The 18,244-nt window shown below is 65.3% G+C and carries 14 protein-coding genes; 6 read left to right on the top strand and 8 right to left on the bottom strand.

Features of this window, described 5'->3' with window-relative positions; translation table 11 throughout:
- Positions 1-24: 24 nt before the first annotated feature.
- Positions 25-525, bottom strand: coding sequence for a pantetheine-phosphate adenylyltransferase (gene coaD, locus D1F64_RS11440; RefSeq protein WP_117412554.1), 501 nt, complete (start codon positions 523-525; stop codon positions 25-27).
- A gap of 171 nt (positions 526-696) precedes the next feature.
- Here coaD and D1F64_RS11435 point away from each other — a divergent pair, with 171 nt between their 5' ends.
- The 3 genes from D1F64_RS11435 (at position 697) to D1F64_RS11425 (ending at position 2,337) form a co-directional block, all read left to right on the top strand.
- Positions 697-993, top strand: a complete 297-nt coding sequence (locus tag D1F64_RS11435) for a hypothetical protein (protein WP_117412553.1) — start codon at positions 697-699, stop codon at positions 991-993.
- A 494-nt stretch (positions 994-1,487) separates the two neighbouring features.
- Entirely contained in the window at positions 1,488-1,817 is a 330-nt protein-coding gene (locus tag D1F64_RS11430) for a hypothetical protein (protein ID WP_162901480.1), read from the top strand.
- 142 nt (positions 1,818-1,959) lie between these two features.
- Positions 1,960-2,337, top strand: a complete 378-nt coding sequence (locus D1F64_RS11425) for a hypothetical protein (protein ID WP_162901479.1) — start codon at positions 1,960-1,962, stop codon at positions 2,335-2,337.
- Positions 2,338-2,493: 156 nt separating this feature from the next.
- Here the strand turns inward: D1F64_RS11425 and gyrA are convergent, their stop codons facing one another.
- Complete coding sequence (gene gyrA, locus D1F64_RS11420; RefSeq protein ID WP_205470788.1) at positions 2,494-5,211, bottom strand: DNA gyrase subunit A; 2,718 nt, start codon at positions 5,209-5,211, stop codon at positions 2,494-2,496.
- Between the two features lie 294 nt (positions 5,212-5,505).
- Between gyrA and D1F64_RS11415 the strand changes: the two genes are divergently transcribed.
- Positions 5,506-6,147 carry a MarC family protein gene (locus tag D1F64_RS11415; RefSeq protein WP_117412549.1) on the top strand — a complete coding sequence of 214 codons (642 nt, stop codon included), beginning with the start codon at positions 5,506-5,508 and terminating at the stop codon, positions 6,145-6,147.
- A 6-nt stretch (positions 6,148-6,153) separates the two neighbouring features.
- Here D1F64_RS11415 and D1F64_RS11410 read toward each other — a convergent pair whose 3' ends face one another.
- The 3 genes from D1F64_RS11410 to D1F64_RS11400 form a co-directional block, all read right to left on the bottom strand.
- The gene (locus D1F64_RS11410) at positions 6,154-9,375 is read right to left on the bottom strand and encodes an efflux RND transporter permease subunit (RefSeq protein ID WP_117412548.1); all 3,222 of its coding nucleotides are present in this window, start codon (positions 9,373-9,375) and stop codon (positions 6,154-6,156) included.
- Entirely contained in the window at positions 9,372-10,385 is a 1,014-nt protein-coding gene (locus D1F64_RS11405) for an efflux RND transporter periplasmic adaptor subunit (RefSeq protein WP_117412547.1), read from the bottom strand. The genes D1F64_RS11410 and D1F64_RS11405 overlap by 4 nt, the downstream gene beginning before the upstream one ends.
- A gap of 269 nt (positions 10,386-10,654) precedes the next feature.
- Positions 10,655-11,014 (bottom strand): hypothetical protein, encoded by a 360-nt coding sequence (locus D1F64_RS11400; RefSeq protein WP_117414559.1) that lies wholly within the window; start codon positions 11,012-11,014, stop codon positions 10,655-10,657.
- A gap of 151 nt (positions 11,015-11,165) precedes the next feature.
- Between D1F64_RS11400 and D1F64_RS11395 the strand changes: the two genes are divergently transcribed.
- Positions 11,166-12,125 (top strand): cation diffusion facilitator family transporter, encoded by a 960-nt coding sequence (locus D1F64_RS11395; protein ID WP_117412546.1) that lies wholly within the window; start codon positions 11,166-11,168, stop codon positions 12,123-12,125.
- 10 nt (positions 12,126-12,135) lie between these two features.
- Here the strand turns inward: D1F64_RS11395 and D1F64_RS11390 are convergent, their stop codons facing one another.
- The 3 genes from D1F64_RS11390 to D1F64_RS11380 form a co-directional block, all read right to left on the bottom strand.
- The gene (locus tag D1F64_RS11390; protein ID WP_117412545.1) at positions 12,136-12,534 is read right to left on the bottom strand and encodes a DUF2306 domain-containing protein; all 399 of its coding nucleotides are present in this window, start codon (positions 12,532-12,534) and stop codon (positions 12,136-12,138) included.
- 365 nt (positions 12,535-12,899) lie between these two features.
- A complete protein-coding gene (locus tag D1F64_RS11385; RefSeq protein ID WP_117412544.1) occupies positions 12,900-13,454 on the bottom strand; it encodes a single-stranded DNA-binding protein in 555 nt (184 codons plus the stop codon).
- A 209-nt stretch (positions 13,455-13,663) separates the two neighbouring features.
- Positions 13,664-14,446, bottom strand: coding sequence for a SapC family protein (locus D1F64_RS11380; RefSeq protein WP_117412543.1), 783 nt, complete (start codon positions 14,444-14,446; stop codon positions 13,664-13,666).
- A gap of 633 nt (positions 14,447-15,079) precedes the next feature.
- Here D1F64_RS11380 and uvrA point away from each other — a divergent pair.
- The gene (gene uvrA, locus D1F64_RS11375; protein ID WP_117414558.1) at positions 15,080-18,001 is read left to right on the top strand and encodes an excinuclease ABC subunit UvrA; all 2,922 of its coding nucleotides are present in this window, start codon (positions 15,080-15,082) and stop codon (positions 17,999-18,001) included.
- The last annotated feature ends 243 nt before the right edge of the window (positions 18,002-18,244 follow it).

Raw genomic sequence — 18,244 nt, 5'->3', positions numbered from 1 at the left:
AGCCGGGCTGGCGCCCGGCCTCTGTCACGATGAAAGTTTCTGCTTGAGTTCGCGCGCGACCAGGGCCGGCACGAAGGAAGACACGTCGCCTCCCATGCGGGCGATCTGCCGGACAAGCGTGGCGGTGATGTGGCGAACCTCCGGCGAGGCGGGCAAAAACACCGTGCGCACGTCGCCTGCCATGGCGCCGTTCATGCCGGCCATCTGCATCTCGTAGTCGAGATCGGTGCCGTCGCGCAGGCCGCGCAGCAGGATCCCGGCGCCCTTCTCGCGCGCCAGATCGACCACCAGCCCGTCGAAGGAGACCACCTCGATGCGGTCCGCGACATCCCCATCAAGCCCGCCCCGCGCGAGCGCGCGGATCATCGCGGCCCGCTCCTCGAAGGAGAACAGCGGCTGCTTGCCCGGATGAATGCCGATGGCGACGACGACGCGGTCGGCCAGCGACAAGGCCTGGCGCAGAATGTCGACATGACCGTTGGTGACCGGGTCGAAGGACCCTGGATAAAGAGCGATGCGTTCCATGATTCCTGAATAGCGGCATGGCGGCGCCGATACAACCGCCGAGCGCGCGGGCCAGGGGCGGGCTCCCGGCGCTCCGGGGCTGCGTCATTGTGATTTTTATACAACACGCAAATTTTTATTTATTTCAGACTACAAAAATGCTAAGGTCTCCCCACTTCAGAGGAGGCGATCATGAAGGGCGCTACACGCCGCGCGACGTTCGTCGTCGCGATTGGCGGAATGGCTCTTATGCTCGCCGGGATCGACGGCTATGTGCGCGCCGACCACGGCGTTGTGGAGAAGAGCGACCGCCTGAGACAAGAAATAACAGTGGCCTGTACCGAGGCCGTTGTGTCGGATGCCGAAAGCTCATGCGACACGATTGCCGGAGGCAAGGCCTTCGCGAAACCCGGCGTCACCTATGTGACCAAGGCTTTTCAGTCCGGAGACACGGAGACCACTCTGGTCAAAACCCGGATTGAAAAATAGTCCAGTTCGAGTCGACTGGATTCCTGACCAGAAGCGACGACGCATTCCCCGGTGCGTCGTCGTTTCGCGTTCCGGCCCCCAATCCGCTCCTTGTCGCGTCCCGCATGCCCCCTCCCCACGTCTTGCGACGGACCGCGCAACGCGTCTTGCGGCAGACACGCATCCGTGTCTGTTTCGTGAAACGGAACGCACTGTTTCACGGCTGCGCCCAATCGCCCCGAATACCAAAATATCCCCGGATTTCCGCCGGTCCCGGCACCGTTCGCAACCGTGCCGACCGGGCCCGCCGTTCACGTTGCGCGTGATCGGGATTGCATCTGCACAGCTGACCGCCATATCGGAGACCGAGACGGGATCATCCTGACGGGTAACGTGAAAATCTTCGCGGCCGTGATGATTAGGCAAGCGCAGTTTGTGATGTTTGCGCCGCGCCGCCGACCGTCGGCCCCGCCGTATTGGCGCGCGAGGGCAGGTTTTCGAAAAGGACGTGAACAATGTTTACGACGGCTGCGAAAGCGTGGCTGGCGGGGCTTTTGGCCCTTGGTTGCCTGCTTATATTGGCAATCGGTCAGTTTGACCGGCAAGTCACGGCGTCGCCCTTCGTGGTGGCGCAAACGGAACGGATGCGCGCGCTTGGGGCGGAACGCGACTGCGCGGGCATCATTTCAAGCGAGGCGCTCGACGAATGCCTTCGCGCGGCGCGCGCCGGATCTCCCTCCGGCATCAACGCGATCACGGGCGGCGCGCAGCGTCAGCCGGGCCCCAGTGCGGTGATCGGAACCCATGACGACGCCCGCCGGATGGAGGCGGCGCCGAAGGGCTGACACGCCCCCTTCAAAGGCGCCGACACGCGATATCGCGCCATTCGCCCGATCTGTGATTTCGGTCACTGATGGAACCAAATGGCTGCTGCATAGTTCTCCCTATAAGGACCGCACAGCGGCCGCCACTATTCGGGAGCGTGTCATGACTATTGCGAACATACATACCGGTCCGTCCGCCGCCCGTCGCCCCTCGGTGACACTGCGCGAGCTGGCGATTGCCACCGCCGCAGCACTGATCGTGTTTTTCGGTGGCGTCCAGCTGATCACCGGCGTTACGGCCGACAACGGCATCGGGGCCATTCCCGCCGCCGCCCAGAAAATGGACCGGCTGCCGCTCGGCGGCAACGTCACCTGCTCGGGTCAGGCCTGGGGCGCGTGGTCGGAAGAGTGCCTGAACGCCATCGGCCAGACCAGAGGCGCGCGCTCCAACGGACTGCGGGTCATCGCCATCGAGACCGTCGAGATCCGCGACGAAGCCCGGAACACGTCGACGCTGGTTCGCCAGCCGACGGACAGCTAACGCTTTCAACAGACAACGCGGCCGACCTCCAAGGCCGCGTCCGGCAGGCTTTCCCCGAAGCCTGACCGGTCCCCTTCAATCGTTTCCTCCCCCGCAACGACTAACGGGGCGCCCGCAAGGGCGCCCCGTTCTTTTCGTGTTCGCATCGGGACCGGCTCAGGCGTCGGGCGTCTCGCCACGCGCATCATCGGGGCCACCGGCAGGGCCATCCGGAGAGGCCTCGCCTTCGATCCCGTCGCCCGGCTCCTCATCCTCCGCACCGACATCCTCGGAAATCCGCTGCACCGCGACCACATGTTCGTCGGCGGCCGTGTTGAACACGGTGACGCCCTGGGTGGCGCGCCCCGCAATGCGAATGCCGTCCACCGGACAGCGAATGAGCTGTCCGCCATCGGTGACCAGCATGATCTGGTCGGCGTCGTCGACCGGGAACGAGCCGATCAACTGGCCGTTGCGATCGTTGACCACCATCGCGGTGATGCCCTTGCCGCCGCGCCCGGTGATCCGGTACTCGAACGACGAGGTGCGCTTGCCGTAGCCGTTCTCGGTCAGCGTCAGGATGATCTGTTCGTAGGCGCTCATTTCCGCGTAGCGCGCCTCGCTGAGAGCGCCGTCGCCGACCTCCTCCTCAGGCTCAGGCGTCTCGTCCTCCGCCTCGCCCCGCATCAGACGCCGCCACTTGAGATAGGCGGTGCGCTCGTCCGACGTCGCCTCGAAATGATGGATGATAGCCATGGAGATGACCGTGTCGCCCTGCGCGAGATTGATGCCGCGCACACCGGTGGAGGCGCGGCTCTGGAACACGCGCACGTCGGTCGCCGGGAAGCGGATCGCCTGGCCGGCCGCCGTGGTCAGCAGGACGTCGTCGTTGATCGAGCAGGTCTCCACCCCGACAATGCCGTCGCCCTCGTCGAGCTTCATGGCGATCTTGCCGTTGCGGTTGACCTGGACAAAGTCGCTGAGCTTGTTGCGGCGGACGTTGCCCGAGGTGGTCGCGAACATCACGTCCAGCGCGCCCCAGCTGTCCTCGTCCTCCGGCAAAGGCATGATCGTGGTGATGATCTCGCCTTCCTGCAGCGGCAGCAGGTTGATCAGCGCCTTGCCGCGCGCCTGGGGCGCCGACAGCGGCAGCCGCCAGACCTTCATCTTGTAGACGATGCCACGCGAGGAGAAGAACAGCACCGGCGTGTGCGTATTGGCGACAAACAGCCGGGTGACGAAATCCTCGTCCTTGGTCGACATGCCCGAGCGGCCCTTGCCGCCGCGCCGCTGGGCGCGGTAGGTGGCGAGCGGCACGCGCTTGATGTAGCCGGTGTGGCTGACGGTGACGACCATCTCCTCACGGGCGATGAGATCCTCATCGTCCATGTCCGCGCCGCCTTCCAGCAACTCGGTGCGCCGGGGCGTGGCGAACTCGTCGCGGATCGACGCGAGATCATCCTTGATGATGGTCATGATGCGGTCGCGCGAGCGCAGGATATCCAGATAGTCGCTGATCTGCCCGCCAAGGCCATTGAGCTCGTCGCCGATCTCGTCACGGCCCAGAGCGGTCAGCCGCTGCAGACGCAGATCGAGAATGGCGCGCGCCTGGGTTTCCGACAGCTTGTAGGTGCCGGTTTCGCTGACCTTGTGGCGCGGATCATCGATCAGCTCCACCAGCGACTGAACCTCGCTCGCCGGCCAGTCACGCTCCATCAACTGGGCGCGGGCTGTCGCGGGATCGGGCGCGTGGCGGATCAGACGGATGATCTCGTCGATGTTGGCCACCGCGATGGCGAGGCCGACCAACACATGGGCGCGATCGCGCGCCTTGTTGAGCAGGAACTTGGTGCGCCGGGAAACAACCTCCTCGCGGAAGTCGACGAAGGCGCGCAGAAGCTGCAGCAGGCCGAGCTGTTCGGGCCGGCCGCCGTTGAGCGCCACGATGTTGGCGCCGAACGAGCTCTGGAGCTGCGAGAAACGATAAAGCTGGTTCAACACCACGTCGGCCACGGCGTCGCGCTTGAGCTCGATGACGACACGCATGCCGTCGCGATCGGATTCGTCGCGAATGTCGGAGATGCCCTCGATGCGCTTGTCGCGCACGAGTTCGGCGATCTTCTCGATCATCGTCGACTTGTTCACCTGATAGGGAATCTCGGTGATGATCAGCGCTTCGCGGTCCTTGCGGACCTCCTCGGTCGTCACCTTGCCGCGGATCAGGATCGAGCCCCGGCCGGTCTCATAGGCCGAGCGGATGCCGGCGCGGCCGAGCACCTGGCCGGCGGTCGGGAAATCCGGGCCCGGCACGATTTCCATCGCCTCGTCCAGCGTCAGATTCTCGTTCTCGATCAGCGCGATGGACGCGTCGATGACCTCGCCGAGATTGTGAGGCGGGATGTTGGTGGCCATGCCCACGGCGATGCCGCCGGCGCCATTGACGAGCAGGTTGGGGAACCGCGCCGGCACAACGACGGGCTCGCTTTCCGAGCTGTCGTAATTGTCCTGGTAGTTGACGGTGTCCTTGTCGAGATCATCGAGCAGCGTCTGCGCGACCTTCTGCAGGCGGCACTCGGTGTACCGCATGGCGGCGGCGCGGTCGCCGTCCACGGAGCCGAAGTTGCCCTGTCCGTCGATCAGCGGCAGCCGCAACGAGAAATCCTGCGCCATGCGCACCAGCGCGTCGTAGATCGCGCTGTCGCCGTGCGGATGGTACTTACCCATGACGTCACCGACCACGCGGGCCGACTTGCGGTAGGGCTTGTTCCACTCGTAGCCGTTTTCATGCATCGAGAAGAGAATACGCCGATGCACCGGTTTCAGGCCGTCACGCACATCGGGAAGCGCGCGGGACACGATCACGCTCATCGCGTAATCGAGATAGCTGCGCTTCATCTCGTCGGTGATGGAGATCGGCCGGATATCCGACGGAGAAGCGCCGGAAGCGGGGGTATCGTCTTGGTCTGCCAAGGAAAGTCTCGTCCTTCGAATTGATCCAGTTCTTATAGCCGATTTTGTCCGTCCAACCAAATCGCAAAGGCAAATTGACGCGCGCAATATTGGTATAAAAACAAATACTTAGATCAATGTCTTTGAGAATGAACAACAATCGCACCGCTGGATCTGGCCAGGGGCGCGCCAAACCGTGAAACTGGCAGAATCACCCCGCTCCAACCCCTTGGTGCCACCATGCCCGTCGACTACCTGATCAACGCCTTCGCCACCCTCTTCGTGACCATCGATCCGATCGGCCTGGCGCCGATGTTCCTGGGAGTCACAGCGGGGATGACCACGGGCGAGCGGCGGAAAATCGCAATCCGCGCCAGCATCATCGCGGTGATCATCCTGATGGTCTTCCTGGTGGGCGGAAACCACCTGCTGGAGCTGCTGGGCATCTCCGTGCCGGCGTTCCAGATCTCCGGCGGGCTGCTGCTGCTGTTCATCGCGGCGGAGATGATTTTCGGGTGGCGCCAGCAGCGCAAGAGCAAGGCGGCGGAAGCCCTCGCCCACGACGAATCCGACAGCGGCGTGCACGAGCACGACGTGTCGGTGTTCCCGCTGGCGATCCCCTTGATTGCCGGCCCCGCCTCCATCTCGGCGGTGATCCTGCTGGCCTCGCAGGCGCCAGACAGCGTCGGCTACGCCGGGCTGATCGCCGTGACGCTGCTGATCATCGGCTCGTGCTTCGTGATCTTCACGGCCGCCGACCGCATCGAGAAGCTGCTCGGCGCCACGGTGCAGCTGGTGCTCACCCGGCTGCTGGGCGTGCTGCTGGCGGCGCTGGCCGTGCAGTTCGTCGGCGACGGCGTCCGCGCGTTCATCGCGGGGTAACGGCCGCTACCCCTTCGTCATCGGCTTGCCGTCGTCCCGGAGCGCCACGTAGATCGCCGGGATCACCAGCACGGTGAGCAGGGTCGAGGACGCCAGGCCGAACAGCAGCGAGATCGCCAGGCCCTGGAAGATCGGGTCCGCGAGGATCACCGCCGCACCGATCATGGCGGCCAGCGCGGTCAGCAGGATCGGCTTGAAGCGGATGGAGCCCGCCTCCAGCAGCACATCGCGCAAGGGACGCTCCGCCGTGCGCGCGTGGCGGATGAAATCCACCAGCAGGATCGAGTTGCGCACGATGATGCCCGCCAGCGCGATGAAGCCGATCATCGAGGTGGCGGAGAAGGGCGCCGCGAACAGCCAGTGGCCGATCATGATGCCGATCAGCGTCAGCGGCACCGGCGTCAGGATCACCAGCGGCAGCTTGAACGAGCGGAACTGCGCCACCACCAGGAAATAGATCCCCAGCAGCGCCACCATGAAGGCTGCGCCCATGTCGCGGAAGGTCACCCAGGTCACCTCCCATTCGCCGTCCCACAGCACCGCAACTTGCGCGTCGCTAACGGGCTGGCCATGCAGCAGGATCGCCGGCTTGGGCAGGTCGCCCCAGTCGGCCGCGTCGATGCGCCGCTGCACCTCCAGCATGCCGTAGACCGGCGCCTCGAAGTCGCCCGCGAGTTCCGCCTGCACCATGACCACGGGACGGGCGTTGTGGCGGAAGACGAGATACGACGCGCGCTCGCGCTGCAGGCTGACCACATCGCCCAGCTCGACGATGGCGCGGCTGCCCGGCAGCGCGTTTGCCGGCACAGGCGTCGCCAGCAGCCGCTCGCCGATTACCCGGTCGCTCTTGGGAAGCGCGATGGCGATTTCCACCGGGCGCCGGCCCTCGCCGCGATGGGAGTAGCCGACGGTCGTCGATCCCAGCAGCTTCTGAACCGTGTTGTAGACGTCGGCCTCGCTGACGCCGTGATACTCCAGATTGTCCTGGTCGATGGCGATGCGCAGGCGCTCCGCCGGCTGGCCGAGGCTGTCGTCCACATCGACAATGAAGGGCACGGCCTCGAAAATGCCGCGCAGCTTTGTCGCCACCGCGCGGCGGGTGTCGGGATCGGGGCCGTAGACCTCGGCCAGCAGGGTCGCGAGGACCGGCGGACCGGGCGGCACCTCGGTGACCTTGATGGAGGTGCCCTCGGGCACGTCGAGACCGGCCAGCAGCGCGCGCAGCTCAAGCGCGATGGGATGGCTCTCGCGGTCCCGCTCGCCCTTGGGCAGCAGGTTGACCTGAAGATCGCCCTGCTCGGCCGAAGACCGCAGAAAGGAATGACGCACCAGGCCGTTGAAGTTGAAGGGCGCGGCCGTGCCCGCGTGGCTCTGGATGGAGGCGATTTCCGGCACCACCAGCAGCCGCCCGGCGGCATCGCTCAGAACCCGCTCCGTGGTCTCCAGCGAGGACCCTTCAGGCAGATCGAAGACCACCTGCACCTCGGACTTGTTGTCGAACGGCAGCAGCTTGACGGTCACGTCGGTGGTGTAGAACAGCGCCGTGGAGGCCAAGGTCGCGGCACCCACCAGCAGAAGAAAGACCCATGCGCCGAGGCGGCTGGCCAGAACCGGCCGGGCGACCGCGCGATAGATCCGGCCCAGCACGCCGCCATCCCCGTGGCCGTCGCCGGGCGCATGGGCGTGAACCGGCGCTTTTGAGGCGAACTTCATCATCAGCCAGGGCGTGAGCACCACCGCGACGAAAAACGAAAACAGCATCGCCGCCGACGCGTTGGCCGGAATCGGACTCATGTACGGCCCCATCAGGCCGGAGACGAACATCATCGGCAGCAGGGCGGCGACCACGGTCAGGGTCGCGACAATGGTCGGGTTTCCGACCTCCGCCACCGCCTCGATCGCGGCTTGCGCGCGCGTGCGCTCATCCTTCATGGCCCAGTGCCGCGCGATGTTCTCGATCACCACGATGGCGTCGTCCACCAGGATGCCGATGGAGAAGATCAGCGCGAACAGGCTGACGCGGTTGATCGTGTAGCCCATCATCTGCGAGGCAAACAGCGTCAACAGGATGGTGGTCGGGATCACGATGAAGACCACCAGCCCCTCGCGCCAGCCGATGGCGAAGGCGACGAGGACGACGATCGACAGAGTCGCGAGGCCCAAGTGAAACAGCAGCTCGTTGGCCTTCTCGTTGGCCGTCTCGCCATAGTCGCGGGTGATGTGCACCGCGACGCCCTCGGGGATCAGCCGTCCTTTCAGATCCTCCAGGTGATGCAGGATCTCCTCGCCGATGACCACCGCATTGGCCCCTGCCCGCTTGGCAAGCGCGATGGAGACCGCGGGCACCCGGGTCATTTCGCCGTCCTCGCCGCGCTCGATGTGCCAGACGCGGCTTTCCAGCGGTTCGGCGTCGGCGACGATGCGCGCCACGTCGCGCACATAGACCGGACGGCCGTCGCGCGTTGAGAGCAGAAGCAGGCCGATGTCCGGCACGCCGGTCAGCGTCTGGCCGGCGACCACGGGCACGCTGTCGCCGCCGTCACGGATGATCCCGGCCATGAACGAGCGGTTGGCGGCGGTGACCTTGCCGACCAGCTGGTCGAGCGTGACGCCGTAAAGCGAGAGCTTTTCGGGGTCCGGTTCGACGCGGATCTGGCTGGGGCTGCCGCCGACCAGATAGCTGAGCCCCACGTCCTGCAGCCGCGACAGCTCGATGCGCACCTCGTCGGCAAGCGAGCGCAACTCGTTGCCCGACCAGCGGTCCGCGGCCTCCGGCGTCGGCGTCAGCGTGGCGACGACGATCGCCACGTCGTCGATGCCGCGGCCGACGACAAGCGGCTCGGGAATTCCGACGGGAATCCGGTCCATGTTGGCGCGGATTTTCTCGTGCACGCGCAGGATCGCATTGTCGGAAGAGGTGCCGACGTAGAAGCGCGCGGTGACCATCACCTGATCGTCGACCGTCTGGCTGTAGACGTGCTCGACGCCGTTGATCGCCTTGACGATGGTCTCCAGCGGCTCGGTGACGAGTTTCACCGCGTCAGGCGCCTTCAGCCCGTCGGCGCGCACGAGAATATCCACCATCGGCACGGAGATCTGCGGCTCTTCCTCGCGCGGCAGGGTGACCAGCGCCAGCGTGCCCAGCACAAGGGCCGCGAACAGCAGCAGCGGCGTCAGCGGTGAGGTGATGAAGGCGCGGGTGAGCGCTCCGGAAAGGCCCAGATTCATGGCTTCACCAGCGTGTCGCCGGCGCGCAGGCCCGTGAGCACCTCGATACCGGGACCGCCGTCAGCGGCCAGAGGCTGCGGCTCTCCCAGCTCCACGATGATGTCCAGCGACGCGCCGGTTTCGCGCGCCAGACGCACGAAGTCCAGCCCGTGCCGGGTGGACACATAGTCGGGTGGGATCACCAGCGCCGCGCGCTCGCCCGCATCGATCCAGACCCGCGCGCGTTCGCCGACAAAGAAGTCGCCCAGGCCCTCGACGGTCGCATCGGCGATCACGCGGCCCTGCTTGATTTCGGGATAAAGCTTCGCGATGCGGCCACGTTTCTCCACCGGGGCACCGACCTGCGCCTGGGTGGCAAGCTCGCGCCGGCCCACACGCACCGGATCGCCGACCTGCATGAAACGGGCATGGCGCTCGGGCACCTCAAGCCGCAAGATATAGCCGTCAATCGCGATGGTGGCGATGACCTCGCCGGGCAGAACCACGGAGCCTTGGGTCACCGGCACCGACAGAACCCGGCCGGCGGCGGGCGCCAGAACGTCACCTTCGGTCACCTGCTGGTCGAGCACCGCGCGCTCGGCCTCCGTCGCCAACAGCGTGTTGCGGGCGACCGTCAGTTGCGTGTCGAGCTGATCGATACGGGCCTGCGAGATGGTGCCGCGCTCGAACAGCGTCGCGGCGCGGTCGTAGTCGGCCTTGAGATTGGCCACCTGGGAGCGCGCCGCGTCGATGCGCGCCTCCAGCGCCCGGCGGCTGAGCGCCAGCTTCTCATCGACAATCCGCGCGATCATCTCGCCTTGCGTGACCGAACTGCCCTCATCGACAATCAGCTCGACGAGCGTGCCCGACAGACGCGCGCGCGCGGGAACCCGTTCCGCCGCCTGAACGGTGCCGTAGACAACCTTGGTGTCCTGAACGGTGTCGCGCGCGACCGTGAATTCTTCGGCGCGAACGGGCGGCGCGAGAAACGCAGCGGCCACAAGGGCGAGACATCCAACTGCGACCACCATTCGGCGATATGCGTCGGCGTGTCCCCGCGCCACCGCCGTGGCAGGGCGGACAACGGTCCGCCGTGGGCGGTCCGGGAAGGCCTTGAAAGCGCTGTTTGGCAGCATTGTCGCACCTTTGTCTGTCTTGTCGCGGCTTTATATTAGAACATATGAATGTACTAATAGGCACTCGCCGGGGCGATTACCAGTGCGAAAATCATAACCTGAAAAAAGCGCGCAACATTGATCTGACTCAGGGCCCGAGCCGAGAGGTGCGATGGACGCCGATGTCAGCCACCGGTGCGATCGGGATCCAGATCGAGGGGGAAATCCGCGCCGCCAAAGCCATGCACACTGTCGTGCGCGCGCAGAATCACCTTGGTTGTTCCCGCCGGCAGCGCGATGCCGGAGAGGCCGCGGGTGAAGGGCTGCTCGTTCTCATGCGGATGCAGCAGGACGCGGGTGGCAAGCACGTCGCCCTCCGGCGACAGCACCTCCCAGCGGTCGGCGTAGTGGTCCCAGCCGGCATCGGCGTGGCGCACGGTGACCGAGAAGCTCCAGCGGCCGTCCGCCATCGGCCGCGCGGTGGCGTCGACCACATCCGCCTCGCCGGCGAAACTTGCCCCCGCGCAAACAAACCAAGGTACCATGGCAACCAATATCGCCGCGCCGCATTTGCACATCGTGGTCTTGCTCCCGATCAAATTGGTCCGGCAGGCTGTGTGCCGCTTGCGAACAGGCTCCATGTTTCCTACTCGGTAGACAACACGCTCCCACTCACGTTCCCGCGAGGCGAATTTCATGGCGACCGGTTCCAAAAAAGTCATCTACGCGGCGCTGGCGGGCAACGCGCTGATATCCGTCACAAAGTTTGCCGCAGCCACCTACACCGGCTCATCCGCCATGATGTCGGAAGGCATTCACTCGCTGGTCGATACCGGCAACCAGGGGCTGCTGCTCTACGGCATGAAGAAGGCAAGCAGGCCGGCCGACGACAAACATCCCTTCGGCTACGGGGTGGAGCTGTATTTCTGGGCGTTTGTGGTCGCGATCCTGATTTTCGCCGTGGGCGCCGGCGTTTCGCTTTACGAAGGCATCCAGAAGATCGTAGAGCCGCACCCCGTCACCAATCCGATCGTCAACTATGTGGTGCTTGGGCTGGCGATGATCTTCGAGTCCGTCGCGTGGTTCATCGCCCTGAGAGAGTTCACCAGCATCAAGGGCAAGCGCAGCTACATGCAGGCTGTGCAGCAATCCAAGGATCCCGCGCTTTTCACAGTGCTGTTTGAGGATTCCGCGGCCCTGCTCGGCCTGGTCGCTGCCTTCATCGGCCTGGCGGCGGCGCAGATTCTCGGCCTGCCCTGGCTCGACGGCGCGGCCTCCGTCGTCATCGGCATCATCCTCGGCGGCACGGCGATCTTCCTCGCCTATGAGACCAAGGGGCTGCTGCTGGGCGAATCCGCCTCGCCGGAGCTGGTGGCGAACATCCGCGCGCTGGTGGCCGAGACACCGAATGTCGACGCGCTGAACGAGCTGCGCACCATGCACATGGGACCGGACGACGTGCTGCTGGCGGTGTCGCTGGATTTCAAGAACGACATCTCCGTCGGCCAGGTCGAGGACGCGATCTACAAGCTGGAACAGACCATCAAGGCGCGTTTTCCGATGGTCCGCCGCCTGTTTATCGAGGTGCAGAACCGCAAGCACCATGAGGAAATGGTGCGCCAGGAGACGGATGCAGCCGCGACAGAGGCGCACTGACGCCGACGGCTCAGCCGCCGAAGACCACCTGATGCAGGATCCTGCCCGGCAGGAAGGTGAACAGCCCCGCCACGACCAGCGCGCCGACGAACAGCCCCGTCATGGCGCGGCGATGCGCCTGGATCCGGTTGCCGCGCGCCGCGAACACCGCAAACGGCAGTTGCACCAGCACATAGACCGCCAGCAGATGGATCGGGCTCCAGGGTCCCACCAGGCGGATCTCGTGGATGAAGAACGACGAACCGGCGAGCCCCGCCATCAGCGCCACCCAGATCCAGCCGGAGCGCCGGTGCGTGCCGTCACCCTTGGCGCGGGCGAACTGCAGCAATCCGAGCGCAAAGGCCGCAAACGCGGCATAGGCATGAAGCTGGATGATCAAGGGCGCGGAAAACAGAGGGGCGAGGCTCATCGGCCGATGGTGCTCCATTGCGAAAAGGCGGCCTGAACGGAGCCGGGCCGCGCAAGCATACCGCGCAAGGCGCTTCCTCTCAGACACCGCGCAACGCCGGTCACAGGAACCATTCTTTGCAACCGGTGGGACAAGCCCGCCTCCACCGCGCACCCGCCCTTGCAGGGAGTGGGGACCGATAGAGCAAGCCGCCGATGCTTCGAGACGCCGTCTGAGACGGCTCCTCAGCATGACGTTGTCCGTGTTGATATTTTTCGTGAGATCGCCACGCACTCAACGTCACCCTGAGGAGGCCGCGCGTGCGGCTGTCTCGAAGGGTCGGCGGCATCATGCCAACGGCCGAAAATATCCAACCCAACATTCGCTCAGAACGGGATTTCGTCGTCCATGTCGTCGACCGGGCCGCTGCGCTGGCCGCCCGGAGCACTCTGGCCACCCTGGCCGCCCTGACCGCCGCCATACTGGCCGCCCTGGTTCATCGGCGCGGACTGGCCGAAGTCGCCGCCGCCCTGACTGCCCTGGCCGACCCGTCCGCCGGAGCTGTAATCACCGCCGCCCTCACCCTGGGCGCGCCCGTCAAGCATGGTCAGCGTCGAGTTGAAGCCCTGCAGCACAACTTCCGTGGAATATTTGTCCTGGCCGCTCTGGTCCTGCCATTTGCGGGTCTGCAGCTGGCCCTCGAGATAGACCTTCGAACCCTTGCGCAGATACTGCTCGGCGACCTTGCACAGGCCCTCGTTGAAGATCACCACACGATGCCACTCGGTGCGCTCGCGGCGCTCACCGGTGTTCTTGTCGCGCCAGCTGTCCGAGGTGGCGACACTCAGATTGGCGATCGGACGGCCATCCTGTGTGCGGCGGATTTCCGGATCGGCGCCCAGATTGCCGACCAGAATGACCTTGTTTACGCTGCCAGCCATGTCTGAACTCCCGTCTCAAATCTTTGGGCGACCCTAACGCTTTTGCGGCGCGAACATCGCAAAACCATCCGGTTTTCCACAATAGGCTCCACAATACCGCAAGCCGCCACCGCGCCGCAGGATCAAAACGCGGACATGTTCGCATTTTGTTCCCATCAATGCAAGCAGCGCCTTAGCCGCCCCTTCCGCCGCAACACGGGCGCGGAGGCCTATTCCGCCATGGCGACGAGATCCGGCCAGACCTGCGTCGAGAGAAGCTGGCAATAGATGCCGGCCATCAGACCGTCGTTGCGCAGGCCGAGATAGGCCTCATCGGGCAGTTCCTGCAGGCGGCGCTCGTCGATGACGAAATAATCGGCGATGCGGACGGTTTCACCGTCCTTCAGGGTGAATTGCGCCTGGTTGGAAACCAGCAGGTCCAGCTCCTTGAGCCGGGCGACGAACGTGTCCGTGGCCCCGGCCTGGCGCTGGAAGGTGGCGCAGAACTCCAGCGCCTTTTCCGTCTGCTCGCTCGGCTTGCCGTCGACGAACAGCGGGACCTCACCACCGTCGCGCAACCGCGGGCACGCACTGTCAATGCAGAGCGCGAAATTGTCGCCGCTGTTCTCGCGCACCAGAATATAGGGGTAGCGGCGCACATAACCCGGCACATAGGTGGACGGTTTCCAGCGCCCGTCCGCGCCGACGAACAGATTCTGCTGCTGGCGCAGCCCCACCATCGCCACCGGCTGCGGCACATCGCGCCCAACGAAAACAATGGGATAGGTCCGGCAGGCGGCGGGGAACTCCGCCAGCGTGATGGGGATCGCCTGGGTCGCGGCGGCGAAGCTCATGTCATCGCTGCTATCCAGCCCCAGCGCGCCGTGCCGGTCCGGGTTCAGCGCTTCGGGCGCGGAGTAGAACAGCGGCATCATCGCCCCGCCCTGCGCGGCAGCCGCGGCGCTGCCCGCGCCATTGCCCTCAGCCGGCGTTTCGACGGGATCATCGGTCATAAGCGGTCCCTTGAGACAGGTCTTTCATGGCGGCACTATTGCAAAGATCCAAAGGGATTAGAACAAAAAGGCGCACTCGCCCACAGACTCTTTGCCCGTGTATCAGGCGATCCGGCGGCCCGGACAGGCTTGGCAGGCGGCACGACGCCGCCACGCAATCAGGACAAGCAGCCGGCGCCGATGCCTTGCAGAACCGGTCCGAAACGTCGCGAATTTCATTCAGATCGCTGCGGAATCGGCCCTGTTTCGGGGGGGTGTTTCGATGGATTTGAAGTGTTTTCGAGAAGAATCCGGCCCGATCCCGCTGCGGGGTTCTCCCCACGGAATTTGGGCGGACCATCCCGCGCATTTGCTCTTGTTCTCTTTTTGTACTTCTATAATATTGAGTCTGACAGCGCCTTGATTGACCCGTATAACCTCCCACTTGATGCCACGGGCCTCAAGGGGCATCAGACCGCAGCCAGTTCGCGCGCCGCCCATCCCGGCCCACCGGATCCATCGGGGGCCGCGCTCGAGCGCCACCACGCATTGTTCAGGACCCGGACGCGCCGGGCCCGCGAGGAAGTTTTCATGCCGGATACCAAGCCGCCGGAAGCCACATCCGACGCCGTTACCACCACCGTCGCCACCAGGATCGACGCCACGCGGTTCATCTCGGTGCGCGGCGCGCGCGAGCACAACCTCAAGAACGTCGATCTCGACATCCCGCGCGACAAGCTGGTGGTGATGACCGGGCTGTCCGGTTCCGGCAAATCCTCGCTGGCGTTCGACACGATCTACGCCGAGGGCCAGCGCCGCTACGTCGAAAGCCTCTCGGCCTACGCGCGCCAGTTCCTGGAAATGATGCAGAAGCCCGACGTCGACCAGATCGACGGGCTGTCGCCGGCGATTTCCATCGAGCAGAAGACCACCTCGAAGAACCCGCGCTCCACGGTGGGCACGGTGACCGAGATCTACGACTACATGCGGCTGCTGTTCGCGCGCGCCGGCGTGCCCTATTCGCCGGCGACAGGCCTGCCGATCGAGAGCCAGACGGTGAGCCAGATGGTCGACCGGATCATGGCGCTGGAGGAAGGCACGCGGCTCTATCTGCTGGCGCCGATGATCCGCGGGCGCAAGGGCGAATACCGCAAGGAACTCGCCGAGCTGATGAAGAAGGGCTTCCAGCGCATCAAGCTCGATGGCGTCTTCACCGAGATCAACGAAGCGCCGGCGCTGGACAAGAAGCTCAAGCACGACATCGACGTGGTCGTCGACCGCATCGTGGTGCGGCCCGACATCGCCTCGAGGCTTGCGGATTCTCTGGAGACCGCGCTGCAGCTTGCCGACGGTATCGCGGTGGCGGAATTCGCCGACAAGCCGCTGGAGGCGGCGGCCGAGGGCGCGGTGCTGCAGAACCGCAACGAGACGCACGAGCGGATGCTGTTTTCGGAAAAATTCGCCTGCCCCGTCTCCGGCTTCACGATTTCCGAAATCGAACCGCGGCTGTTCTCCTTCAACAATCCCTTCGGCGCCTGCCCGACCTGCGACGGACTGGGCACGACGCTGAAGTTCGAGGGCGATCTGGTCGTGCCCGACGGCACACTCACCTTGCGCGGCGGCGCGGTGCTGCCCTGGGCCAAGACCGGCTCCACCTCGCCCTATTACGCGCAGACGCTGGAGGCGCTGTGCCGCCACTTCAAGGGGTCGATGAACACGCCGTGGGACGATCTGCCCGAAGGCCTGCGCGATTGCATCCTGCATGGCTCGGGCGACGAGGAGATCACCTTCACCTATGACGACGGCGTGCGCAGCTACCAGACGCAGAAGCCGTTCGAGGGCGTGGTCGGCAACATCGAGCGGCGCTGGCGGGAGACCGACAGCAACTGGGTGCGCGAGGAGCTGTCGCGCTACCAGTCCGACAGCCCCTGCCCGGCCTGCAGCGGCTTCCGGCTGAAGCCCGAGGCGCTGGCGGTGAAGATCGACGGCAAGCACATATCGCAAGCCTCGCAGATGTCGATCCGCCACGCGCGCGACTGGTTCGAGCATGTGCCCGACACGCTCAATGAGAAGCAGAATGCCATCGCCGCGCGGATTCTCAAGGAGATCCGCGAGCGGCTGCAGTTCCTCAACGACGTCGGGCTGGAATATCTCACCCTGTCGCGCAATTCCGGCACGCTGTCGGGCGGCGAGAGCCAGCGCATCCGGCTGGCCTCGCAAATCGGCTCGGGGCTGACCGGCGTGCTCTATGTGCTCGACGAGCCCTCGATCGGGTTGCACCAGCGCGACAACGCGCGGCTGCTGGTGACGCTCAAGCACCTGCGCGATCTCGGCAACACCGTGATCGTGGTGGAGCACGACGAGGACGCGGTGCTGGCGGCGGATTATGTGGTGGACGTGGGCCCCGGCGCGGGCGTGCACGGCGGCCACATCATCGCCCACGGCACGCCGGCCGACATCATGGCCAGCGAGGCCTCGCTGACGGGGCAGTATCTTTCGGGCACGCGGCAGATCCCGGTGCCGGAAAAGCGCAGAAAAATCTCCAAGACGCGGCAGCTCAAGGTGATCGGCGCCACCGGCAACAACCTGCAAAACGTCTCCGCCGGCATCCCGCTGGGCACGTTTTCCTGCGTCACGGGGGTTTCGGGCGGCGGCAAGTCGACCCTGCTGATCGACACGCTGTACCGCGGGGTCGCGCGCAAGCTCAACGGCGCGCGCGCCCATCCCGCGCCGCACGAACGCATCGACGGGCTGGAGTATCTCGACAAGGTCATCGACATCGACCAGTCGCCCATCGGACGCACGCCGCGCTCCAATCCGGCCACCTACACCGGCGCCTTCACGCCGATCCGCGACTGGTTCGCGGGGCTTCCCGAGGCGAAGCTGCGCGGTTACGCGCCGGGGCGGTTTTCCTTCAACGTCAAGGGCGGCCGCTGCGAAGCCTGCCAGGGCGACGGCGTCATCAAGATCGAGATGCATTTCCTGCCCGACGTCTATGTCACCTGCGACGTATGCAAGGGCAAGCGCTACAACCGCGAGACGCTGGAAGTGCAGTTCAAGGGCAAGTCGATCGCCGACGTGCTGGACATGACGGTGGAGGAAGGCGCGGAATTCTTCTCCGCCGTGCCCTCCGTGCGCGACAAGCTCAAGACGCTGCACCGGGTGGGGCTGGACTACATCAAGATCGGCCAGCAGGCGACGACGCTGTCGGGCGGCGAGGCGCAGCGGGTGAAACTCGCCAAGGAGCTGTCGAAGCGCTCCACCGGCCGCACGCTCTATATTCTCGACGAGCCGACGACGGGGCTGCACTACCACGACGTGGCGAAACTGCTCGAGGTGCTGCACGAGCTGGTCGACCAGGGCAACACCGTGATCGTCATCGAGCACAATCTCGAGGTCATCAAGACGGCGGACTGGATCGTCGACCTGGGCCCCGAGGGCGGCGACGGCGGCGGCGAGATCGTCGCCGAGGGCACGCCCGAGGACATCGTCAAGGTTGCGCGCAGCTACACGGGGCAGTTCCTCAAGGAGCTGCTGGAGCGCCGGCCGCAACGGCGGATGACCGCGGCGGAGTAGCCCGGGCGGCGGTTGGGGCCGCGCTGCAGGTCTCAAGAAACAGGCGCCCTGCGGGCGAATCCCTCCTGGATCCCGGATCACGTGATGCGGTCTCGCCGCACACGGTCCGGGATGACGTAGAGAGTTGAAGATCCACAGCGGCCGTTGCGCCTGTCGCGTCTTGTCTCTGAGGCTTGTCCAAGACAATCTTGCCCCACAAGCCCTCATCAGGCTTCAACCCTCCGCGTCATTCCGGACCGAGCA

Origin of the sequence: Breoghania sp. L-A4 (assembly GCF_003432385.1) — a bacterium.
Classification (GTDB): Bacteria; Pseudomonadota; Alphaproteobacteria; order Rhizobiales; family Stappiaceae; genus Breoghania.
This window is presented reverse-complemented; position numbering and strand designations above follow the sequence as displayed.